The organism is Lentzea sp. NPDC042327 (assembly GCF_040647275.1).
Taxonomy (GTDB): Bacteria; Actinomycetota; Actinomycetes; order Mycobacteriales; family Pseudonocardiaceae; genus Lentzea.
In genome coordinates this window covers 37098-58861 of sequence record NZ_JBEZBX010000008.1, presented here as the reverse complement: position 1 = coordinate 58861, position 21764 = coordinate 37098, and the positions used below count along the sequence as shown (strand labels likewise).

General features: G+C 70.9%; 20 protein-coding genes. 14 read left to right on the top strand and 6 right to left on the bottom strand.

What is annotated here, in order from left to right:
* Window positions 1–6 precede the first annotated feature (6 nt).
* Window positions 7–777, bottom strand: a complete 771-nt coding sequence (locus AB0A63_RS21250; protein ID WP_360393894.1) for a deoxyribonuclease IV — start codon at window positions 775–777, stop codon at window positions 7–9.
* A 143-nt stretch (window positions 778–920) separates the two neighbouring features.
* Between AB0A63_RS21250 and AB0A63_RS21245 the strand changes: the two genes are divergently transcribed.
* The 7 genes from AB0A63_RS21245 to AB0A63_RS21215 all read left to right on the top strand — a co-directional run bounded on the left by AB0A63_RS21245 (window position 921) and on the right by AB0A63_RS21215 (window position 6731).
* Window positions 921–1856, top strand: coding sequence for a hypothetical protein (locus AB0A63_RS21245; protein ID WP_360393891.1), 936 nt, complete (start codon window positions 921–923; stop codon window positions 1854–1856).
* A gap of 101 nt (window positions 1857–1957) precedes the next feature.
* Window positions 1958–2332 (top strand): 30S ribosomal protein S6, encoded by a 375-nt coding sequence (gene rpsF / locus AB0A63_RS21240; protein WP_360393888.1) that lies wholly within the window; start codon window positions 1958–1960, stop codon window positions 2330–2332.
* 29 nt (window positions 2333–2361) lie between these two features.
* On the top strand, window positions 2362–2868 hold the full coding sequence (locus AB0A63_RS21235; protein ID WP_065915547.1) for a single-stranded DNA-binding protein: 507 nt from the start codon (window positions 2362–2364) through the stop codon (window positions 2866–2868).
* 57 nt (window positions 2869–2925) lie between these two features.
* Window positions 2926–3165, top strand: coding sequence for a 30S ribosomal protein S18 (rpsR, locus tag AB0A63_RS21230; protein ID WP_030465683.1), 240 nt, complete (start codon window positions 2926–2928; stop codon window positions 3163–3165).
* 18 nt (window positions 3166–3183) lie between these two features.
* A complete protein-coding gene (gene rplI / locus AB0A63_RS21225; RefSeq protein WP_360393883.1) occupies window positions 3184–3642 on the top strand; it encodes a 50S ribosomal protein L9 in 459 nt (152 codons plus the stop codon).
* 536 nt (window positions 3643–4178) lie between these two features.
* Window positions 4179–6206, top strand: coding sequence for a replicative DNA helicase (gene dnaB / locus AB0A63_RS21220; RefSeq protein WP_360393880.1), 2028 nt, complete (start codon window positions 4179–4181; stop codon window positions 6204–6206).
* Window positions 6207–6233: 27 nt separating this feature from the next.
* Window positions 6234–6731 (top strand): GNAT family N-acetyltransferase, encoded by a 498-nt coding sequence (locus AB0A63_RS21215; protein WP_360393877.1) that lies wholly within the window; start codon window positions 6234–6236, stop codon window positions 6729–6731.
* 17 nt (window positions 6732–6748) lie between these two features.
* Here AB0A63_RS21215 and AB0A63_RS21210 read toward each other — a convergent pair whose 3' ends face one another.
* Window positions 6749–7351, bottom strand: coding sequence for a TetR/AcrR family transcriptional regulator (locus AB0A63_RS21210; RefSeq protein WP_360393874.1), 603 nt, complete (start codon window positions 7349–7351; stop codon window positions 6749–6751).
* Window positions 7352–7473: 122 nt separating this feature from the next.
* Between AB0A63_RS21210 and AB0A63_RS21205 the strand changes: the two genes are divergently transcribed.
* Window positions 7474–8325, top strand: a complete 852-nt coding sequence (locus AB0A63_RS21205) for an SDR family oxidoreductase (protein WP_360393871.1) — start codon at window positions 7474–7476, stop codon at window positions 8323–8325.
* A complete protein-coding gene (locus AB0A63_RS21200) occupies window positions 8322–8723 on the top strand; it encodes a hypothetical protein (protein ID WP_360393868.1) in 402 nt (133 codons plus the stop codon). The genes AB0A63_RS21205 and AB0A63_RS21200 overlap by 4 nt, the downstream gene beginning before the upstream one ends.
* Before the next feature lie 119 nt (window positions 8724–8842).
* Here AB0A63_RS21200 and AB0A63_RS21195 read toward each other — a convergent pair whose 3' ends face one another.
* From AB0A63_RS21195 to AB0A63_RS21185, 3 genes are all read right to left on the bottom strand, one after another.
* Window positions 8843–11992, bottom strand: a complete 3150-nt coding sequence (locus tag AB0A63_RS21195; protein ID WP_360393865.1) for a hypothetical protein — start codon at window positions 11990–11992, stop codon at window positions 8843–8845.
* Between the two features lie 238 nt (window positions 11993–12230).
* Complete coding sequence (locus tag AB0A63_RS21190) at window positions 12231–12992, bottom strand: hypothetical protein (RefSeq protein WP_360393862.1); 762 nt, start codon at window positions 12990–12992, stop codon at window positions 12231–12233.
* A gap of 139 nt (window positions 12993–13131) precedes the next feature.
* Window positions 13132–15309, bottom strand: coding sequence for a hypothetical protein (locus AB0A63_RS21185; RefSeq protein WP_360393859.1), 2178 nt, complete (start codon window positions 15307–15309; stop codon window positions 13132–13134).
* A gap of 78 nt (window positions 15310–15387) precedes the next feature.
* Here AB0A63_RS21185 and AB0A63_RS21180 point away from each other — a divergent pair, with 78 nt between their 5' ends.
* Window positions 15388–16539, top strand: coding sequence for an AI-2E family transporter (locus AB0A63_RS21180; RefSeq protein WP_360393856.1), 1152 nt, complete (start codon window positions 15388–15390; stop codon window positions 16537–16539).
* 7 nt (window positions 16540–16546) lie between these two features.
* Here AB0A63_RS21180 and AB0A63_RS21175 read toward each other — a convergent pair whose 3' ends face one another.
* Window positions 16547–17662: a diguanylate cyclase gene (locus tag AB0A63_RS21175; RefSeq protein WP_360393853.1), complete on the bottom strand. Its 1116-nt coding sequence runs from the start codon at window positions 17660–17662 to the stop codon at window positions 16547–16549.
* A gap of 224 nt (window positions 17663–17886) precedes the next feature.
* Between AB0A63_RS21175 and AB0A63_RS21170 the strand changes: the two genes are divergently transcribed.
* The 4 genes from AB0A63_RS21170 to AB0A63_RS21155 are packed head-to-tail and all read left to right on the top strand — an operon-like array spanning window position 17887 to window position 21731.
* Window positions 17887–19047, top strand: a complete 1161-nt coding sequence (locus AB0A63_RS21170; protein WP_360393850.1) for a DUF5931 domain-containing protein — start codon at window positions 17887–17889, stop codon at window positions 19045–19047.
* A gap of 11 nt (window positions 19048–19058) precedes the next feature.
* Window positions 19059–19706, top strand: coding sequence for a response regulator transcription factor (locus AB0A63_RS21165; RefSeq protein ID WP_360394807.1), 648 nt, complete (start codon window positions 19059–19061; stop codon window positions 19704–19706).
* Window positions 19703–20239 (top strand): DUF1707 domain-containing protein, encoded by a 537-nt coding sequence (locus AB0A63_RS21160; RefSeq protein WP_360393847.1) that lies wholly within the window; start codon window positions 19703–19705, stop codon window positions 20237–20239. The genes AB0A63_RS21165 and AB0A63_RS21160 overlap by 4 nt, the downstream gene beginning before the upstream one ends.
* A gap of 37 nt (window positions 20240–20276) precedes the next feature.
* A complete protein-coding gene (locus AB0A63_RS21155; RefSeq protein WP_360393844.1) occupies window positions 20277–21731 on the top strand; it encodes an SDR family oxidoreductase in 1455 nt (484 codons plus the stop codon).
* Window positions 21732–21764: the final 33 nt, after the last annotated feature.

Below are 21764 nucleotides of genomic sequence, written 5' to 3'. Positions count from 1 at the left end.
CGCTGTTCACCGGCCGGCGCGGTCGCGCAGGAACGCGATGTCGTCGGCTTGGCCCTCGTCCGGCGTCTCCACCACGACCGGGCATCCGGCACTGGCGACCACGGCCACCAGTTGATCTGCGTCGATCGTGCCAGTCCCGATGTTGTCGTGCCGATCGCGGGACGAGCCGAACTCGTCGCGCGAGCTGTTGAGGTGCACCAGGTCGATCCGCCCGGTGATCGCTTTCACCCGTTCGACGATGCCGACGAGGTCCTCACCCGCGGCGAACGCGTGGCAGGTGTCCAGGCAGAAGCCCGCGCCGAACTCGCCGACCGCGTCCCAGAGCAGCTTCAGCGAGTCGAACGTGCGCGCCATCGCACCGTCGCCGCCGGCGGTGTTCTCGATCAGCACCGGCACGGCGAACCCGCCCTCCGCGACCTGCCGCTCGAAGAACTTGCGCCAGTTCGCGAAGCCCTCTGCCGGGTCCTCGCCCTTGGTGACGTGCCCGCCGTGCACGACCAGGCCCTTCGCACCCACGGCGGCGGCGGCCTCCGCGTGCTGGACCACGTTCTTGCGGCTGGGAATCCGGATCTTGTTGTTCAGCGACGCGACGTTGATCAGGTACGGGGCGTGGACGAACACCTCGAGGTCGGAGGCGAGCAACGCCTCCGCGTGCGGATGAGGCTTCGGCTTCTTCCACCCCTGCGGGTCGGACAGGAAGAACTGGACGACCTCGGCACCGCGTTCGGCCGCGGCGCCGACCGGGTCGTCGTCGCGGACATGTGCCCCGATGCGCATGACCACGAGGGTAGTCGGCACGCCTGACGCCATCGCAGCCGCCGCCGATAGGAGTAATTGCGAAAACCGGGGGTGGCTCGCGTCACCACCAGGACCTACGGTCGTTACTTGAGAGTAGGTAACGAGGTGAGACAGGGGTGCACATGCGACTGCTGAGCGTCACGACCGCGACGCTGCTGGCGCTGGCCTCCGCTTCGGTGGGCCTGGTCCCGGCGACGGCGGCGGAACCCATCGTCGTGGGCAGCTGCGCGACCTCGGTGCAGGGCGTGCCCGGTCAGCCCGTCTCGCTGAGCCCGGCCGCGGTGGTGCAGCCGGTGACCGACCTCGTCCGCGCCGTGCCGGTGCTCGGCCCGCCGCTGGTCAAGCCGTTCCAGGACGGCTTCGCGCAGGCCAAGCCCATGCCGATCGGCGTCGTCCAGGTTGGCACGACGACCATCAGCGGCGCGACCATCGCGAACGCGGTGATGGTCGAGGTGCGCAAGATCCCGCTGCTCGGCCCGATCCTCGTGACCCTCGACCAGACCGTGCGCCAGACGCTGTCCGCCGGCTGCAAGGTGGTCGTGACCGGCGTCAACCAGGTCAGCGCGCCGATCCAGGACGGCAGCAAGGCGATCGCCGACGCGTCCCAGAACGCCGCGCCGCAGCTGCCCGGCCAGCAGAAACCGCCTGCTCAGCAGCCCCAGCCCCAGCCGGGCACGAACCCCGGCACCCAGCCGGGCACCAGCCCCGGTGTCCTGCCCGGCTCCCCGGCCGGCACGCCGATCAACCGCGACTTCGCCCTGTACTCGCTCGGCACGAACTTCGGCCGCGTGCCGCTGTTCAGCTACGGCTCGCTGCCGTTCGCGATGCCCGGCCTCTACTCGCCGTCGCCCGGTGTGCGGTACGGCTCGCAGGTGCCGCGCGCGTCCAGCGGCAACGGCCTGGACGAGGCGGTGCAGACCGCGGGCCGCGCCACCGCGCTGCCCAGGACGTCCGGCCCCGGCGGCGTCGGCCTCCCCGTGCTGGTCGCGGTGCTGCTGCTGGCCTGCGTGACGGGCGCGCTGGTGCGGACCTGGGTGCTGCGCCGCACCCCTGCGTAGTCGTTGGACGCGCTCTGTTAACCTTCTTCAGTTGCTGACGCGACGACCCTCCTGCCACGGAAAGCCCGTGGCCGCGAGTCCACAGGAGGTGAGTGGTCCTCATGCGTCATTACGAAGTGATGGTCATCCTCGACCCCAGTCTCGACGAGCGCACGGTTGCGCCGTCTCTCGACACGTTCCTCAACGTCATCCGCACCACGGGCGGCAACGTTGAGAAGGTCGAGGTGTGGGGCAAGCGCCGGTTGAGCTTCGAGATCAACAAGAGCAGCGAGGGCATCTACGCGGTGCTCGACCTGACCTCGACGCCGGACGCGGTGAAGGAACTGGACCGCCAGCTCGGTCTGCAGGAGACGGTGCTCCGGACGAAGGTCCTGCGCCGCGAGCCCGCCAAGGCCGCCAAGTTGGCCGCCAAGGCCGCGGCGAAGGCGGACGCCAAGTCGGCCAAGTCGGCGGCCAAGGCCGCTGCCAGGGCCTGACGAACCTCGATTAGGGGAGCTCCCAAGACATGGCTGGCGAGACGACGATCACGGTGGTCGGGAACCTGACCGCCGACCCGGAACTCCGCTTCACCCAGAGCGGTGCCGCGGTGGCGTCCTTCACGGTCGCCTCCACGCCCCGCACCTTCGACCGCCAGTCCGGCGAGTGGAAGGACGGCGAAGCGCTGTTCCTGCGGTGCAACGTGTGGCGGCAGGTCGCCGAGAACGTGGCCGAGTCGCTCACCCGCGGTTCACGCGTGCTCGTCTCCGGACGGTTGCGCCAGCGTTCCTTCGAGACGAAGGAAGGCGAGAAGCGCACTGTCGTGGAGCTGGAGGTCGACGAGATCGGCCCCTCGCTGCGCTACGCGACCGCGAAGGTCAACAAGGTCAGCCGTGGAGACGGCGGCGGTGGCGGCGGCTTCGGCGGCGGCGGCGGTCAGCAGTCTCGTGGCGGCGGTGGCGCACCCGCGGACGACCCGTGGGGTTCCGCCCCGCCGGCCGGCTCGGGTGGTTTCGCCGACGAGCCCCCCTTCTAGACCGCTGCACCGGTCATCCAGAACCTGATCACTGCGTATTCCAGGAGTTAGAGACACATGGCCAAGCCGCCTGTGCGCAAGCCCAAGAAGAAGGTTTGTGCCTTCTGCAAGGACAAGAGCGCGAACCTGATCGACTACAAGGACACGACGCTGCTTCGGAAGTTCATCTCCGACCGCGGCAAGATCCGTGCCCGTCGCGTCACCGGCAACTGCTCGCAGCACCAGCGCGACGTCGCTGTTGCGGTGAAGAACGCCCGTGAGATGGCGCTGCTGCCCTACACCTCGACCGCCCGCTAAGAGAAGGGAACTCCTGCGATGAAGCTCATCCTCACCGCTGACGTTTCCGGCCTTGGCGCTCCCGGCGACGTCGTCGAGGTCAAGGACGGCTACGGCCGCAACTACCTGCTCCCGCGCGGTCTCGCGATCGTCGCGACCCGCGGTGCGCAGAAGCAGATCCAGGTCATCACCCGTGCGCAGGACAACCGCCGCGTGCGCGACCTGGACCACGCCAAGGAGATCAAGGCCAAGCTCGAGGGCCTCGACGGCGTGACGCTGACCGCGAAGGCTGCGGCCGGCTCCAACAAGCTGTTCGGCTCGATCACCACCGCCGACGTGGCGGCGGCGGTCAAGAAGTCCGCGGGTGGCCTCACCCTGGACAAGCGCGCCATCGAGCTGCCGGGTCACATCAAGACCACCGGCAAGCACTCGGTGACGGTTCGCCTCCACCCGGAGGTCACCGTCGCGCTGCCGCTCATCGTCACCGCGGCCGAGTAAGACCGCTCGACGAAGCTCGGGGACATCCCGTCAGGGATGGTCCACGCGTGCTCGTTTGCAGAAGCGCCGCTCATCCGGAATGCTCCGGGTGGGTGGCGCTTTCGCTCGTTCGGACCAGCGGAGTTCTGTCCACGTCCTGTGGATAAACGCAGGGTCCGGCCACCTGGCGACACGCCGAAGAAGGTGTTTCTCGCGACACGCCGGGGCTGTGGCGCACAACTTTTTCCACAAGTTGTACACAGCCCTTGAGCTGGGGTTATTTCTGTCACTCCACCGGTTGTCCCCAGGTTGTCCCCAGCGTCTTGGTCCCTGTGGGCAACCATCCACAAGTTGTCCCCCAGTTGTCCACAGGGCGATCCACACGCTGGTTTGCTTGCTCCGGACGGGGCCCTCTAGCGTCGCAGCGCGGGCAGGACCATCGCACAGTGTGGCCGCCCGGAATTGTCGGTGCCGCGCGGTACAACTAGGTGGCAGGCACCGGCTCTCGACGTCTTCGCAGGGGTGATTCAGCAGTGGCGTTGGTCGACGACCGGGGTATGGCGGAGCCCAGTTTCGAACGTCAGCCGCCGCAGGACCTCGCCGCTGAGCAGTCGGTGCTGGGCGGCATGTTGCTGTCCAAGGACGCCATCGCGGACGTGATCGAGGCGCTCGCGCCCAACGACTTCTACCGCCCCGCCCACCAGGCCATCTACGACTGCATCCTCGACCTCTACGGCCGCGGTGAGCCGGCCGACCCGATCACGATCTCCGCCGAGCTCGAACGGCGCGGCGAGCTGCTGCGCGTCGGTGGCGCGCCGTACCTGCACACGTTGATCGCGACGGTGCCGACGGCGGCCAACGCCGGGTACTACGCCGAGATCGTGGCCGAGAAGGCGGTGCTGCGCAGGCTGGTCGAGGCGGGCACGCGCATCGTGCAGCTGGGGTACAACGGCGCGGAGGGCGCGGACGTCGACGAGGTGGTCGACCGCGCGCAGTCGGCGATCTACGAGGTCACCGACCGCCGCACGACCGAGGACTACTCGGTGCTGGAGGACCTGCTCCAGCCGACGATGGACGAGATCGACGCCATCGCCTCGCGCGGTGGCCAGTCGCTGGGCATCCCGACCGGCTTCGCCGACCTCGACGAGCTGACGAACGGCCTGCACCCCGGCCAGATGATCATCGTCGCGGCCCGGCCGGGTGTCGGCAAGGCGCTCGCCCTGGACACCCCGCTGCCCACGCCGTCCGGCTGGACGACGATGGGCGCCGTGGGCGCCGGCGACTTCCTGATCGGCGCCGACGGCCGGCCGACCCGCGTGGTCGCCGCGACCGGGGTGATGACCGGCCGCCCGTGCTTCGAGGTGGCGTTCTCCGACGGCACGGTGATCGTCGCCGACGCCGAGCACCAGTGGCTGACCGAGTCGTGCAGCGAGACCGGTGGGTTCTGGGCGATCCGCACGACGCAGCAGCTGTTCCACCGCGTCGGCGAGTGCCGCGTGTTCATCCGCATGTCGGCCGCCTGGGAGCTGCCCGCCGCCGAGCTGCCGCTCGCGCCCTCCGCGCTGGGGAAGTTCCTGTCCGGCCTGGGCGAGCTGGAGCTGACCGACGAGGAGCTGCGCACGGCCAAGGAGCTGGGCGTCGCCGACGAGCCGCACATCCCGGCCGCGTACCTGCGGGCGTCGCGAGCCCAGCGCTCCGAGCTGCTGGCCGCTCTGCACATCGACGGCCGGTTCGCGCGGCTGCGCCGGGACGTGGACGAGCTGATCGCCGGTCTCGGTGAGCACGCGCAGGTGGAGATCGTGGCGGTGCGCCCGGTCGCGTCCGTGCCGGTGCGGTGCGTGGAGGTCGACAACCACGACCACCTGTACCTGGCCGGCGAGACGATGATCCCGACCCACAACTCGACGCTGGGTCTCGACTTCGCCAGGTCGTGCTCGGTGAAGCACGGCCTGACCAGCGCCATCTTCAGCCTGGAGATGAGCAAGACCGAGATCGTGATGCGCATGCTCTCCGCGGAGGCGCGCATCCGCCTCGGCGACATGCGCGGTGGCAAGATGAGCGACGACGACTGGACCCGTCTCGCCCGCCGGATGAGCGAGATCAGCGAGGCGCCGCTGTTCGTCGACGACAGCCCGAACCTGACGATGATGGAGATCCGCGCGAAGGCCCGCCGGCTGAAGCAGCGCCACGACCTGAAGCTCGTCGTCGTCGACTACCTCCAGCTGATGAGCTCCGGCAAGCGCTCCGAGTCCCGCCAGCAGGAGGTCTCGGAGTTCTCCCGGTCGTTGAAGCTGATCGCCAAGGAGCTCGAGGTCCCGGTCATCGCGATCTCCCAGCTGAACCGCGGTCCGGAACAACGCACCGACAAGCGCCCGATGCTCTCCGACCTGCGTGAGTCCGGCTCCCTGGAGCAGGACGCCGACATGGTCATCCTGATCAACCGCCCGGACGCCTGGGAGCGCGACGACCCCCGCGCCGGCGAGGCCGACCTGATCATCGCGAAGCACCGCGCCGGTCCCACCGCCACGATCACCGTCGCGCACCAGCTGCACTACAGCCGCTTCTCCGACCTCGCCCAGCAGTGACGACCCGCTGAACGACCGGTGGGTCACGTGTATCGAGAACCCGCACACCCGCCGGTGGTCCGCCCGGCAGCACCCGCCGACATCCCGGCGCTCGTCGCGTTGCGCCTGGCGAACGCCGCCCGGCACGTCGCCCTGGCACCGGACGACTTCCGCGTGCCGGACGCCGGGGCGGTGCGCCGCCACTTCGCGCTGACGCTGGGGTCGTCGCTGATCACGGTCGCCGAGGTCGGTGGCGCGGTGGTCGGCATGGCGGAGGTCGTGCTGCTCCCGCCGCCGCCCGACCACCAGATCCTGGTGCCGCGGACCGGCGCCGACATCCACACGGTCGTGCTCGACACCCACCGCGGGCAGGGCATCGGCACCGCGCTGGTGGCCGCCGCGGAGCAGGTCGCCGCAGCTCACGGGGTCACCGCGCTGCACGCCGTCATCTTCGCGACGAACGCTCCGGCCGTGTCGTTCTACTCGTCGCGCGGCTTCACCCCGCGCGGCACGATGCTCAGCAAGTCCGTTCCGCCGCGGCGATGACCACCGGCGGTACGGCGCTACCGGTCGCGCGGGTGCAGCCCGCGTAGCGCCGTGTCCACCACCTGGTCGGCGTACTCGCTGGTCAGCGGGCCGTTGCGGTGCAGCCAGCGGTTGAGGACCGGGCCGAACACCAGGTCCACGGCGACGTCGAGGTCGACGTCGCCGGCGAGCTGGCCCGCGGTCTGGGCGGCGCGCAGCCGGGCCTTCTTCAGCTCGCGCATCGGGCCGTCGAGCCGGTGCGCGTAGTCGGCGGCGAGGGCCGGGTCGTGGACGATCTCGGTGTGCATGGCGCGCATGGCCTGGTCGAAGCGCGGGTCGTTCAGCTCGTCGACGGTGGCCCGCAGGACCAGCTTGAGGTCCGCCGCCAGGTCACCGGTGTCGGGCAGCGCCGCGGCCTCGCCCTCGCCGGCCAGTGCGAGGAAGGCGTCGAAGAGCAGCGCGCCCTTCGAGGACCACCACCGGTAGATGGTCTGCTTGCCGACGCCCGCCGCCTGGGCGATGCCCTCGATGCTGAGCTTGGCGTAGCCCACCTCGCCGACGAGGTCGATGGCGGCGCCGAGGATGGCCCTGCGTGCGGTCTCGCTGCGGCGGCTGGGGTCCGGGGCGACCTTCGTGGGCATGGCGGTCACCCTAGCGCAGAATGAGACGAGACGGTCCGTCTTGACAAGCCGATCTGACGCAGTGCATGCTCCTCGCATCAACGAGACGGAACGGTTCGTCTCGCCACTGCGAAGGAGACCGCATGGAAGCCCCCACTCGCGTCTGGTTCGTCACGGGCGCAAGCCGCGGTCTCGGCCGCGCGTTCACCGAGGCCGCTCTCGCCGCCGGTGACCGGGTCGTCGGCGCGGCCAGGGACATCGCACCGCTGGCCGACCTCGCCACCCGGCACCCGGACCGGCTGCTCGCGCTGGACCTGGACGTCACGGACCGGTCCGCGGTCTTCGCCGTCGTCGACCGGGCGGTCGCGCACTTCGGCCGGCTCGACGTCGTCGTCAACAACGCCGGCGCGCTGTTCGCCGGGATGGTCGAGGAGTTCACCGAGGAGGAGGCCCGCGCCCAGCTGGACGTCAACTTCTTCGGCGCGCTCTGGGTGAGCCAGGCCGTGCTGCCGCACCTGCGCCGGCAGGGCAGCGGTCACGTCCTGCAGGTCTCCAGCATCGGCGCGCTCAGCGGTTTCCCGAGCACCGGCCTGTACAGCGCCAGCAAGTTCGCGCTCGAAGGCATGAGCGAAGCACTCGCCGCCGAGGCCGCGCGGTTCGGCGTCAAGGTCACCATCGTCCAGCCGGGCGGGTACTGGACCGACCTCTACACCAGCAGCAGGGCCACCACCCCGGACCCCGCCTACGACGAGCTGCGCGCGGAGCTGGAGGAGCAGTGGGCAGAAGGCTCGATCGACAGCGAACCGCGCCTGGCCGCCGAGGCGGTGATGACCCTGGTCGACAGCGACGACCCGCCGTTGCGGCTGCTGCTCGGCAGCATGGTCTACGACCTGGCGTTCGACCTCTCCCGGCACCGCATGGACACCTGGGCGGCCTGGGAGCAGACCAGCCGCGCGGCGGAGAAAGCCGTCCCCGCACCCGTGACACACGGGTGACTTCGCTGGTCAGCGGCCGGTTCGTGGACTGGACACGGCTTGTGCTGCACGACCCGTTCACGGGCCTGCCCGGCTACGCGCTGCTGCTGGACCGCCTGGAGCAGTCGCTCGTCCGCGCCCGCACCCGCGGCACCCTCGTGACGCTCGTCCTCGTCACCGCACCGACCTCGCTGCTGGAGGCGGCGCGGACCCTGCGCGCGGGGCTGCGCCCGGACTTCACGGTGGCCCGGTACCGCGACGACACCCTGGCCGTGCTCGCCGACCACGACTTCGGCGACGGCTCGCCGATCGCGTCGCTGGTGCGGCAGCTCGTGGGCGAAGGCGCCCGCGTCCACTGGGTGACGAGCGACGGGGACACGCCCGTCGAGGAGGTCATCGCGACCGCCGAGCAGCACTGACCCCGAACAGCACCGAGCCCCGGTGACACCGTCGTGTCACCGGGGCTCGGCTTTTCACCGGAGGAGGGTGTGGAGCAATCCGGGCGAACCCGGGGTGATCTTACGGGGTCGTACGACCCTTACAGCGTGCCCGCAACGCGGTCGAACACGTTGCCCGGCTTGAGGTGCGCGATCGCCGGAGCGGTCACGGGCAGCCCCGGCATGGAGCGCTCACGCGCCGGAACCAGAGCGGCGGTCGGGTTCAGGTTCAGACCCGAGACGTTGGTCGGACGGGTGGTGGGCAGGACGGGCACCGAACGCTCGGTCGGGATCGGCAGCGGGACGGGCAGCGCCGGCATGGCCGGAGCGGTCACCGGCAGCGACGGCACCGAGCGCTGGGTCGCGGTGCCGGGGAGCACCTTCTTCGCGGCCTCCAGCACCTGCGCGAGCGGCAGGCCCTGGATGTTCGGGGCCACGTTCGCGGCGTTCTGGCCCACCGGCAGCTCCGCGCGCTGCTTGGCGAGCTTGGTCACCGGCAGCTGACCCACGGGCAGCTTGCCGACCGGGAGCTTGGTCACCGGCAGCTGACCGACGGGCAGCTTGCCGACGGGGAGCTTGCCGACCGGGAGCTGACCCGCGGGGAGCTCGCGGACGGGCAGCTGGCCCACCGGGAGCTGGCCCACGGGCAGCTGACCGATCGGCAGCTGACCCACGGGGAGCTGGCCGATCGGCAGCTGGCCGGCCAGACCGGTGATGCCGCCGAGGCCGCCGAGCGAGGGCAGCGTGTTCACGGGCAGGCCCTTGAACGACGGGACGCCGCTGTACGAGGGGACCTCGGTGGCGCCCATGAGCATGTCGACGCCCTGGGGGAGCTCGATGCCCTTGAGCTCGGTGGCCCGCAGCGTGTCGGTGTCCTCACCGGTGAGCTGCGTGTCGTCGCTGGTGCCGCCGGTGAAGGCCTGGCCGACCAGCTCGACGGGGATGCGGCGGACGCTGGCTGCGGCCTCCGCGGGAACGGTCATCTCGCGGCCGGCCAGCGGGCCTTCGCCCAGGGTGTCGGTCTGACCGCCGGCCTGCGTCTCCGAGTCCTTCTCGGTCCAGGTCGAGGCCGAGCCCGCGGCCGCGATGGCGTCCGCGTAGGGCTGCACGGCCGCGTTGGCCGGCACGTGGAGCAGGTTGCCGGAGACCGAGCCGTCCTTGCCCGAGGTCTGCGAGTCCTCGCCGGCCTGGACCTGGGTGTCGGTGTCGCTGTCCGAGGTGGCGATGCCCGCGGCCGAGATCGTGTTGCCGGGCACCGGCACGAACGGGGTGGCCTGCGCGCCGAGCAGGTTGCCCGCCAGCGAGCCGCGCTCACCGGTGCTGCGGACGTCGCCGCCCGCCGCCGACTTGAGGTCGTTGGTGGCGGTGGAGTTGACGTTGCTGCCGCCGCCGACCGACCAGCCCATGACCTGGGTGGCGGACGCGACCGGCGCCGAGATGGCGTTGCCGCCGATGGAGCTCTGCTGGCCGTCGGTCTTGGCGTCGCCACCGGCCTGCATGTCGGTCGCGTTGTCGGCGTGCGCCTCGTTGTTGCCGACGAGGGTGACGCCGTCGCCGAAGACCTGAGCCGGCGTCGAGGTCGGGGCCTGGATGATGTTGCCGGAGACCGAGGACTTCTGGCCGCTCGCCTTGGGGTCGTCGCCCGCGCGGACCCTGGTGTCGTTCGCGCTGGTCGACGTGGTGTTGCCGACCAGGCCGGCCGTGTCGCCGAAGACCTGCGCGGCCACGGCGGTCGGCGCGGTGATGATGTTGGACGAGACGGTGCCTCGGTCGTCCACGGTGTTCGGCTCACCGGTGGAGCGGATGTCCTTGACCTCGTCCGCGGAACCGGTGGCCTGGCCACCGACGGTCGCGGCGGCGCCGTACAGCTCGGCGGGCGCGGCGAGCGGGGTCTGCGCCACGTTGCCGGACAGGACCGAGTCGTCACCGGTCGTGCCCTGGTAGCCGCCGGTGCCGGAGTCCACGTCGTTGACGCAGGTGCCGACGGACTGGCCGGCACCGGAGGCACCGTTGCCGCACACGTCCACGGCCGTGGCCGGCGGGACGTTCGCGACGTTGCCGGACAGGACCGAGTCGTGGCCCTTGGTCCAGTTGTTGCCACCCGCGGCCGACTCGGCGGTGTTGGTGTGGTCGGCACCGCTGTTGCCGACGAGCGACGCGGCGTTGCCACCGGCCGAGACGGGCAGCGAGATCGGGGTGTCGGCGATGTTGCCCGAGGCCGAGGAGCCGTTGCCCGCGGTGTTGGTGTTGCCACCGGCGAAGGACTGGTTGACCGTCTCGCTGGTCGCGTAGGAGTTGCCGCCCACGCCACCCGCGTTGTCGCTGATCGTGACCGGGCCGGCGAGCGGCGTCTTCGCGACGTTGCCCGCCAGGGTGGCCGGGTCGCCGTCGGTCCAGACGCGGTCGCCGGCGTGAGCGGTGCCGGACTGCGTCGAGTGGGTGTCGGCGTTGCCCGCACCGGCGGCCGAGTTGCCGTTCACCTCGAACAGCGGGGCCAGCGGGACCTGGCCCGCGTTGCCGGACAGCGTGCTGTCCTTGCCGCTCGTCCGCATCATGCCGTTCGACTCGGCAACGGTGTCCGCGGTGGAGCGGGACTCGGCGATGCCGCCGGCGCCCACGGCGTTGCCGGTCACCTGGAGCGGGGTCGCGCCCTGCTCGGCGAGGATGTTGCCGGAGATGGAGCCCTTGTCACCGTTGGTGGTGATGTTGCCGCCGGTCGTACCGGTCTGGCGCGCGGTGGTGTCGTTGGCGGCGTTGCCGCCCGCGCCGATCGAGTTGCCGGTGACCTGCGCGGGCAGGACGTGGTTGACGCCCACGACGTTGCCGGCGAGCGCCTGGCGCTCACCCGTCGTCGTGACACCGCCCTTGCGGCTCACGCTCTGCTCGCAGTCGGCGCTCGTCGCACCGTCGGCCAGAGCCGAGACCTGGTTGCCGCAGACGGTGACCGGCACGTCGGCGTACGCCTGGAGCCTGTTGCCGCGGGCGTTCTGCGTGGCGGTGTCCTGCAGGCGTCCGCTCATCGAGCGGAACAGCGGGTTGGCGACCGGGGCGTCCGCCCTCGTCGGCACCGCGCTGGTGACGCGGTCCGTGCTGACCGTGCGGTCGACCTTCGGAACGTTCAGGTCCCTGGCCGGCGTGGCCAGGTTGTTCTGGTCGATCTTGACCGGAACGGAGGCACCCGCGTCGACGACCGGAGGAGCTGCATCCGGGTTGACGTTCTCCTGGGCAGAAGCGATGCCCGTACCGAGCATCAGCAAACCACCAGTGACAAACGCGGACTGGATTCCGCGCTTTGCCCAGGTCTGCATTCGATCTCCTTCCAAAGCCCCTGTTGTCAGGGGGGTTACGGGGGGTGGGCCGGACGCGTGGGGATCGCGTCATCACCGGGGGAGAGCACGCGGTGCCGACCGGAAGGAGCGCATGAAAAAAAGCGCGACGGTCGACTTCCGGACAGCCGGGGAGTGGGCTGCCGCGGACCGCGCGCTGAAATCAGTCGGGGGTGGTACCAGGCTGCTTGCCCGGCTTCACGGACACCTCGGCGGTGGACGGCGCGAGAGCGCTCGCCACAGCGGTGTCGTGAACGGAGCCAGGAGCAGCGAAGGCAGCCTTGTTGCTGCCGCCAGCAGCACCCGAGCCGTCGGAACTGCACGTGCAGTGCACCGGCGCGGGGGCCGGGACAGGCAGTTCGGGGGACGGGTCTGCGGGCAGGGACGGGTGCTGCGCCGAGGGCACCACGAGGTGGCGCGTCTCGAGCAGCTTCGTCCAGGTAGCACCGGAGGGGCCGGTGAGCTGCGAAATCACCTTCGCGACCGGCGACTGTCCGGTCTCGGGGGCGTCCGCCGGCGTCGCCACGTACGTCACGTCCTCTGCCCGCGCGACCGCGGGAGTGGTGGGCGTGACGACCGTGGTGACTCGGGGCAGGACCCGCTCGGTGATCTGTTCGACCGCCTGCTGGACCTGCACCTGCGGCAGGGCATCGCGTGCCTTCTCGTGCTCGGCGCGCAACGCTTCGTCGATCTTGTGGACGGCCTCGGTGGCGGGGACGACGACCGGCAGCTTCTCGTCCACGGTGGCGATCTTGGTCACCACGTCGAACTGCTCCGCGTCGTCGGCCGCGTGTGCCGCGGTCGTCGAGAGCACCCAGGCGACGGCCGTGCCCGCGACCGCTCCACCGACGGCGAGCAGCGCTCGGGTGGCGAACCGGCGGATGCCGTTCGCTCCCGTCTTCGCTCGCAGACCGGCAGAGGACAACGCGGGAACCTCGCTACTTTCGGGGGCACTCGGGGAAGTTCGCCGACGACCAACACGATCAAGCCGACGCCGCGACTCTGCCAGCCGCGGCGCCCCGAACGCACGCCCAGAGCGTCCGATTAACTACATCGTGTGACGATCACACCCGCTTCAACACGCGTGCCGCACCGGCCGCCGCGGTGGAGGCGAGCACCCAGCCCACGGCGATGAGCAGCGCCGAGACCCATTGCGACGCACCGGTGAACTGCCACTTGCCGTCGTGGCCGAAGTCGATGATCGGGATCAGCAGGTCGAGCGCGAGGAGAGCGGCGTTCCACACCGGGTCCTCGTCCTTGTTGAGCTTGACCAGCGGGTGCCAGGTGAACCACAGCGCACCGCCCAGCCAGAACACGCCCAGCCAGCAGATCGCGAGCCACGGCCGGTAGCCGTACCCGACGGTCCACCGCTGCACCGCGCCCCAGACCCGGCCGGCCCTGCCCAGCTCGGAGTAGCGGCGGCGTTGCTTCTCCAGCTGGACCTTCTGCGCGAGCTCCTCCTCGCCACCCTGCTGGTACACGGCGGCCAGCTGCTCGTACGGTCCGGGCGCGAAGTCGGGCTGCACCTTGCGCAGCCACTGCAACCGGGTGTCCACCGACACGTCGGGGTCGGCGGTGATGCCGTCGAAGGTGAAGTCGTCGACGGCGACCCCGCCCTCCGCGTCCCACAGCCCGGGGCCGTCGGTGACCGACACGGCCTTCAGCCGGCTCAGCACGATCTTGCCCTTGGGCTGCTGCCCCTCGGGGATGTGCAGGCGGAACTGGTGGACGGTGAGCCCGTAGGCGTTGAGCGCGATGTCGGCCGCGGTGGAGCCGAGGTGCGAGTCGCTGAACGTGGCCATCTTGCCGACCTCGCCCAGCCGGATCCGCACGCCGCCGACGGCGGTGAACCCGCGGCTGCACAGCAGGTCCTTGCCGATCGTGATGGCACGGGCGTCGAGCGACGGCTTCTGCGTGCCGTTCGGTCGCAGCCGCGGCAACGTCAGCGAGGCGCCGGAGAGGTCGAGCGTGGAGCCGATGTTCGCGTTCTGCAGCCGGATCGAGCCCTTCGCCCTGAGCTCGCGCAGGAAGAGCGTGCCGCCGATCTCCAGCCGGTCGGCGAACAGGACGTCGATGCCGGGGCCGTGCAGCGAGACGCCGGACATGCTGGCGCTGCCCTGGATGTGCGCGTTGGACAGCCGGACCTGGCCGTAGGTCTGCAGTGCGGGCGAGCGCAGGCCGGAGCCGTTGGCCGCGCTGCGGGCCTCGACGTCGCCGCGCACCTGCATGCCGTCGGCGTGCAGGGCGACCGGGATGCGGTTGGTGATGTCGCCCGCGAGCTCCTCCGCGAGCTCGCGCGGTCCGATCACCGCGCCGGACAGCCGCAGGTACCCGCCGATGCTCGCGTTCGGCAGCCGCACGGTGCCGGTGCTGGTGAAGCCGTCGTCGAGCTCGACGTTGCCCTCGACCCGGATGCGGTCGCCCACGAGCGTCGCGGCCTCGTCGGCCAGTCCGTGCGGCAGGACGAGCACCTGGTGGTCGACCCGGTGGGCGGAGTTCAGCCGGGCGCCGGTGAACTCGAGGTTGCCGCCGACCCGGGCGCCGTCGAACAGCACCCGGCCGTCCGCGCTGAACCGGCCGCCCTCCGCGTTGCAGAAGACGTTGCCCGTCACCACGATCCCGGACGCCTCCAGCGCGTCCCTGCCGCTGTTGACCAGCCGCGCGCCGCCGAGGTGGACGCTGCCGCCGATCGCCGCACCGCGCAGCCGCACCTCCCCGTTGGCCCGCAACGCGATGGCCTGGACGGACCCGCTCACCCGCAGCCGCGCGCCGAGCAGCGCGTGGTCGGTGGTGCTGCGCAGGACGGCACCGGCCAGCCGCAGCGTCCCGTCGACGGCGGCGTCGGTGAGGTCCACGGTGCCGGTGCAGGTGAACCCGGCCTCGAGGACGAGGTCGCTGAACACCCGGAGGTTGCGGCCCTGGATGCCGGGAACGCGGGTGCCGCGCAGCCGCAGGCCGATCAGCCGGGCCATGCGGAGGTCCAGCGGTTCCTGGAAGGTGCAGTGCGTCAGGTCGATGACCCGCGTGACGCGAGTGCCTTCCAGCTCGAACTTCCCGGTCACACGGGCGTTTTGAAGTCGCAGAGCGGGTAATCCCTTGCGCGGCACCCGGTACATGCCGGTCAGCAACCCGGTGAGCACCTCGCCGCGCACGCTCTGCCCGGTCAGGTCGATCTCGGTGCCACCCGCGTAGGCCCCGGCGACCTGGCGTTCGACCTCGGTCAAGTCTTCCGGCTTGATCACTTCGTCCTCCCCCGACAAAGCGGATCATCCCTTCCGGGTTCCGCCTTCGCCAGGGTCCGAACAGTTAACGTGAGGCACGTGAGCGCACCGGAGTCGGAGATCAGCAGCCGCGTCCCCAGGCTGCTGAGGGTCAGCGCTGCCCTGAGCTGGCGCTTCGTCGTTGTGGTGGCCGCGTTGTACGTGGTCGCGTACGTCCTGGGCTACCTCGCCTCCATCGTGATCCCCGTCGCAGTGGCGCTGCTGCTGGCCGCCCTGCTCTCGCCCGGCGTGGCGAAGCTGGTCGAGTGGCGGGTCCCGCGCGGTGTCGCGACGACGGTGATGATGATCATCGGCATCGGCGTGCTCGGCGGCGTGCTGACGTTCGTGATCAGCGAGTTCTCCCGCGGCCTGCCCGAGCTGCAGACGCAGGTGTCGGCCTCGCTCGACACCATCCAGCAGTGGCTGAAGGACGGCCCGGCGCACCTGTCCGACGCGCAGTTGCAGGGCTACCTCAACGACCTCGTGAAGACGATCAAGGACAACCAGACCGAGATCACGTCCGGCGCGCTCACCACGGCGGCCACCCTGGGCGAGGCGCTGACGGGCCTGCTCCTGGCGCTGTTCACGCTGATCTTCTTCCTGCACGACGGCGACGGCATCTGGAAGTTCGTGACCCGCGCGTTCCCGCGCGACGTCCGCCCCCGCGTCGACGTCGCCGGCCGCCGCGGCTTCGCCTCCCTCGTCTCCTACGTGCGCGCGACGGCGGCGGTCGCGGTCGTGGACGCCGTGGGTGTCGGCATCGGCCTGGCGATCATCGGGGTGCCCCTGGTCGTGCCGCTGTCGGCGCTGGTGTTCCTCGGCGCGTTCATCCCGATCATCGGTGCGGTGTTCACGGGCGCGGTGGCGGTGTTGATCGCGCTGGTGACCAACGGCCCGATCGCGGCGCTCATCGTGCTGGCGGTGCTGATCGGCGTGATGCAGCTGGAGTCCCACGTGCTGCAACCGATCCTGCTCGGCCGCGCGGTGAAGCTGCACCCGCTGGCGGTCGTGATCGCGATCGCCGTCGGGTTGGTGGCGGGCGGCATCGCCGGTGCGCTGCTCTCGGTGCCGTTGCTGGCGGTGCTGAACTCCGGCATCCGGTCGCTGCTCTCGGACGCGGACTCGGAGCAGAAGCCGGAGAAGGTGGACGTGCTGGAACCGCAGGAGACCGCGCCGCGGGACGACCGGAGTGAGCGGCAGAGGGAGCTGTAGGCCGCGGTCAGGCCATCGAGACCAGGTTGCGGCCGTACGCCTTCGCGGCCAGCAGAGCCGCGTCGGCCGCCACCAGCAGGTCCGGCAGCTCGTAGCCGAAGCGGGTCGTCGTCGACACGCCGATGCTGACGGTCAGGCCGCGCAGCTCGTGCGGTTTGCCGTCGGTGCCCATGGTCGGCACGCGCAGGGCGGCCACGGCCTTGCGCACGCGTTCGGCGACGGACTCGGCCTCGTCCGGGGTGGCTTCCGGCAGCAGGACCACGAACTCCTCGCCGCCGAAGCGGCCGACCAGGTCGCCGCGGCGGACGGTGCCGCGCAGCAGCAGGGAGATCGCGGCCAGTGCGGCGTCGCCGGCGAGGTGGCCGACCTCGTCGTTGACGCGCTTGAAGTGGTCGAGGTCGAGGAGCATCACGGCCATGGGGCGGGTGCGGGTGGCGCCCTTGGTGAGCTCGTAGCGGGCGCGGCTGTCCCAGTGGACGGCGTTGGCGAGGCCGGTCTTCGCGTCGCGTTGGGCGGAGCGGCGCCATTGGGGGAGTTGCGCGGCTCGTTCCAGCAGGGCCAGGGGCGGGCCGGCGATGAGGGCGTGGATGGCGTTCGCCTCGGCGACGCAACCCATCAGGCCGCCGATGGAGACGGCCACGATGCCGAGGACCGCGTCGATGGGTTCGCCGACGTTCTCCTCGAAGGTGTCGGACGGGCGGCGGAGCTTCAGGCCCACTGCGATCAGGGCGGCGCGCAGGACGAGCAGGACGGTCGCGGCGAAGACCATCATCGGCAGGCCCGCGTGGGGGTTGGTCCAGCCGAGCAGGTAGCGGGTGGCGAAGACGGACAACGCGGTCGCGCTCAGCGTGAAGACCCAGCGGTGGCTCTCCGGGCGCTGGGTGAGCAGGCAGTGCAGCGCGGGGCCGAAGAGCAGCAGCACCAGCAGGTTCGGCGGCAGGGCGAGGATGCCCGCTGTCAGGTAGGAGAGGTGCGCTGCCCACGGGTTGCGCTCCGTCTCGCCCATGCGGTGGCTGTAGATGGAGCTGAGGATGACCACCGCGCCGGCCGTGCCCGCGATCGCGGCGAACCGGGCGATCTCGGAGGGCGACGGCTGTCCGGAAGAGACGATCACGTGCGTCACGACCGCAAAAGCTGATCCGTCGATCAACAACCAGTAGCCGAGGGCAGGCCGTCGCAGTGTCCACACCGGCCAGTCGCGCACGTGTACTTGCCCTCCCCGTCCAACGGGAGCGCTGCCCCGAACCCGGGAAGCGTCGCACATTCCTCCGTTCGGCAGAAGACGGCCACCTGGGGGTTAGCCAGCGCACGTTCACGCGGCAGGATGGGGTGCGAAAGGAGCACAGCGTGCCCGAGCAGCCTGCCGAACGTGTGACGAAGGTGATCGACGACCCGGCCACGCCCCTGTGGCGCGGGGCTGTTGCTCTACGCATAGTCACATTCCTCTTCGCGGCGGCGAACGTCATCGCGAACCATTCCGATTACATCCGGCCGTGGCTCGCGTGGAGCGCGCTCGGGGCGATGGCGCTGTGGTCGGTGTTCACCAGCCGCGCCTACAGCACGACGTGGGGCCGGCGCTGGCCGGTCGTGCTGGTCGACCTCGTGCTGACCTGCGGGCTCATGTCGCTGTCGCCGTTGATCATGTCGAGCCACCAGCTGCTCACCGAGAACGTCCCGCTCATCACCACGATCTGGGCGTGCGTGCCCGTCGTGGCCATGGGCGCGCTGGGCGGGTCGGCGGCGGGGTTCGCCGGTGGTCTGACCGTCGGCCTGTTCACCTACCTGACCAAGCGCGTGCCGAGCCTCGACCTGCTGCGCGACGTCGTGCTGCTCGCGGGGGCCGGCATGGTCGTCGGCATGGCCTCGGCCACGGCGCGGCGTTCGGCGGTGCGGCTGGCGCAGGCGTTGCGCACGGAGGCGGCGACGGCCGAACGCGAGCGGCTGGCCCGGTCGATCCACGACAGCGTGCTGCAGGTGCTGGCGCGCGTCCGCAAGCGCGGAGCGGAGGTCGGCGGTGAGGCGGCGGAGCTGGCGCGGCTGGCCGGCGAGCAGGAGGTGGCGCTGCGCAACCTCGTGGCCGCCGCCCCCACCGACTCCACAGTGGACGGCGACGTCGACCTCCGCCCGGGGTTGCAGCTCCTCGCCACGCCGCGGATCCAGGTCTCCACGCCGGCGACGCAGGTCATGTTCGACGCGGCGGCCGCGGGCGAGCTCACGTCGCTGGTCCGCGAGGCGCTGTCCAACGTGGACAAGCACGCCGGCGGTGACGCCAGGGCGTGGGTGCTGCTGGAAGACCTCGGGGACGAGGTGGTGCTGAGCGTCAGGGACGATGGACCAGGGATACCGGAGGGCCGGATCGCCTCCGCGGAGGCGGAGGGCCGGATGGGCATCGCGAAGTCGATCAGGGGCCGGGTGGCGTCGCTGGGCGGCACCCTGGAGCTCCAGACCGGGCCGGGGGAGGGCACGGAGTGGGAGGTTCGCGTGTTCAGGAAGAAGGCGGTGCGGTGACGGTCTCGGTGATGGTGGTCGACGACCACCCGATGTGGCGCGAGGGCGTGGCACGCGATCTGCAGGAGCGCGGCTTCTCGGTCGTGGCGACCGCGGGTGACGCGGCCTCCGCCGTGCGCATCGCGAAGACCGTGCGGCCCAACGTCGTGCTGATGGACCTCAACCTGGGTGAGCTGTCCGGTGTCGACGCCACCCTCATGATCACCGGTGAGCTGCCGGAGACGCGGGTGCTGGTGCTGTCCGCGAGCGGCGAGCACGACGACGTGCTGCAGGCGGTGAAGGCGGGCGCGTCGGGCTACCTGGTGAAGTCCGCGTCCGCGGAGGAGCTGGTCGAGGCCGTGAGCCGGACCGCGGCCGGCGACGCCGTGTTCACCGCCGGTCTCGCGGGCCTGGTGCTGGGCGAGTACCGGCGGATGGCCGCCGCGCCCGACGACGCGGAGGAGAAGCCGCAGCTGACCGAACGGGAGACCGAGGTGCTGCGGCTGGTGGCCAAGGGGCTGACCGCGCGCCAGATCGCCAACCGCCTGGTGATCTCCCACCGCACGGTCGAGAACCACGTCCAGTCGACTTTGCGGAAACTCCAACTGCACAACCGGGTGGAGCTGGCGCGTTATGCCATCGAGCACGGTCTCGACAGCGAACCGGAGGCAGAGAGATGACAGACCCCAGAGCTTTGCGCGTGTCCGACGCCGAGCGCGAGCACGTCGTCGGCCTGCTGAACAAGGCAGTCGGCCGCGGCATGATCACGCTCGACGAGTTCACCACCCGCACCGACACCGCGCTGGCGGCCGTGACCAGGGCCGACCTGAACGTGGTGCTGGTCGACCTGCCGGGCATGGTCAACACCGAGGTGGCCCGTGAGCGCACCGAGCTGAAGAGCACGATGAGCACCACGACCCGCAAGGGCCACTGGGTCGTGCCGAACGAGCTCGTCATCCGCAACACACTCGGCACCACGAACCTCGACTTCACCGCCGCCGAGGTGCCGCCGGTCGTCACCGTCGACCTGGACGTGTCGCTCGGCACGGTGAAGCTGCTGCTGCCCGCCGGGGCCGCGGTCGACGCCGACGCCGTCGAGGTCACCGCGGGCGAGGTGAAGGACAAGGTCCGCAGCACCGCGGGCAGCCCGCGCTTCCGGCTCAGGGGCGCGGTGCGCGGCGGGACCGTGGTGATCAAGCGCTCCAAGCGCTGAATCTGCGCGAACACCCGGTACCCCGCAGGATCGAGGCATGCGTTGTCTCGTGACCGGTGCGACCGGGTACCTCGGCGGACGGCTCGTGCCCCGGCTCCTGGCAGAAGGGCACGAGGTCCGCTGCCTCGTGCGTTCGCCCGAGAAGCTGCGCGACGTCCCGTGGGCCGCTGACGTCGAGGTCGTGCGCGGTGACGTGCTCGGCGACCTCGACGAGGCCATGCGCGACGTCGAGGTCGTGCACTACCTCGTGCACTCGCTGCACTCGAAGGACTTCGCGAACGCCGACCGCGAGGCCGCGGAGAACACGGCGGCGGCCGCGGAGCGCGCGGGCGTCCGGCGCATCGTCTACCTGGGCGGGCTGCACCCGGAGGGCACGGAGCTGTCGCCGCACCTCGCCTCGCGCAAGGAGGTCGGCGAGGTCTTCCTGCGCTCGCCGGTGCAGGCCGTGGTGCTGCAGGCCGCGATGATCATCGGGTCGGGCTCGGCGTCGTTCGAGATGCTGCGCTACCTCACTGAACGGCTGCCGGTCATGGTCACGCCGAGGTGGGTGCACAACCGGATCCAGCCGATCGCGGTGCGGGACGTGCTGCGGTACCTGGTCGAGGCGACGACCCTGGAGGACCAGAACCGGACGTTCGACGTCGGCGGGCCGGACGTGCTGACGTACCTGCAGATGATGATGCGGTACGCGGAGGTCGCCGGGCTGCCGAAGCGGCGCGTGCTGCCCGTGCCGTTGCTGACGCCCGGTCTGTCCTCGCACTGGGTCAACGTCGTGACGCCGGTGCCGAAGTCGATCGCGAAGCCGTTGATCGAGTCGCTGGTGCACGAGGTGGTGTGCCGGGAGAACGACATCCGCGCGGTGCTGCCCGGCGAGAACATCGGCTACGACAAGGCCGTCGAGCTCGCGCTGAGCAAGATCCGCGACGCCGACGTGGAGACCCGCTGGTCGGGCGCGTCCACACCGGGTGCGCCGAGCGAGCCGCTGCCGACCGACCCCGACTGGTCCGGCGGCTCTGTCTACACCGACGAGCGCGAGGCCAGGACCAACGCCACGCCCGAGCGGTTGTGGGAGGTCGTGGAGGGCATCGGCGGTGAGCGCGGCTGGTACTCGTTCCCGCTGGCGTGGGCCGTGCGCGGCTGGCTGGACCGGCTGGCCGGCGGGGTGGGGCTGCGGCGCGGGCGGCGGGACCCGCACCGCCTGCACGTCGGGGAGGCGCTCGACTTCTGGCGCGTCGAGGAGATCGAGCGCGGCCGGCTGCTGCGGCTGCGCGCCGAGATGAAGGTGCCGGGGAAGGCCTGGCTGGAGCTTCGAGTGGCGGGCAACGAGGGACACGGGTCCACTTACCGCCAACGTGCCGTGTTCGTGCCCAAGGGGCTGGTCGGACACCTCTACTGGTGGGCCGTCTACCCCTTCCACGGCATCGTGTTCGGCGGCATGGTGCGCAACATCGCCAATGAAGCTGAGCTGCACAAGAACTTCAGAAAGTCCTGATGGACTGCACAAGCAGCAAAGGGTGAGACTTCC

Bases quoted from the DNA above. Each gene is read 5' to 3' on its own strand.
- AB0A63_RS21250 (WP_360393894.1), bottom strand. From the start codon at position 777: ATGCGCATCGGGGCACATGTCCGCGACGACGACCCGGTCGGCGCCGCG.
- rplI (WP_360393883.1), top strand. From the start codon at position 3,184: ATGAAGCTCATCCTCACCGCTGACGTTTCCGGCCTTGGCGCTCCCGGC.
- AB0A63_RS21210 (WP_360393874.1), bottom strand. From the start codon at position 7,351: ATGCCCACGAAGGTCGCCCCGGACCCCAGCCGCCGCAGCGAGACCGCA.
- AB0A63_RS21245 (WP_360393891.1), top strand. From the start codon at position 921: ATGCGACTGCTGAGCGTCACGACCGCGACGCTGCTGGCGCTGGCCTCC.
- rpsR (WP_030465683.1), top strand. From the start codon at position 2,926: ATGGCCAAGCCGCCTGTGCGCAAGCCCAAGAAGAAGGTTTGTGCCTTC.
- AB0A63_RS21205 (WP_360393871.1), top strand. From the start codon at position 7,474: ATGGAAGCCCCCACTCGCGTCTGGTTCGTCACGGGCGCAAGCCGCGGT.
- rpsF (WP_360393888.1), top strand. From the start codon at position 1,958: ATGCGTCATTACGAAGTGATGGTCATCCTCGACCCCAGTCTCGACGAG.
- AB0A63_RS21195 (WP_360393865.1), bottom strand. From the start codon at position 11,992: ATGCTCGGTACGGGCATCGCTTCTGCCCAGGAGAACGTCAACCCGGAT.
- AB0A63_RS21160 (WP_360393847.1), top strand. From the start codon at position 19,703: ATGACAGACCCCAGAGCTTTGCGCGTGTCCGACGCCGAGCGCGAGCAC.
- AB0A63_RS21155 (WP_360393844.1), top strand. From the start codon at position 20,277: ATGCGTTGTCTCGTGACCGGTGCGACCGGGTACCTCGGCGGACGGCTC.
- AB0A63_RS21235 (WP_065915547.1), top strand. From the start codon at position 2,362: ATGGCTGGCGAGACGACGATCACGGTGGTCGGGAACCTGACCGCCGAC.
- AB0A63_RS21165 (WP_360394807.1), top strand. From the start codon at position 19,059: ATGGTGGTCGACGACCACCCGATGTGGCGCGAGGGCGTGGCACGCGAT.
- dnaB (WP_360393880.1), top strand. From the start codon at position 4,179: ATGGCGGAGCCCAGTTTCGAACGTCAGCCGCCGCAGGACCTCGCCGCT.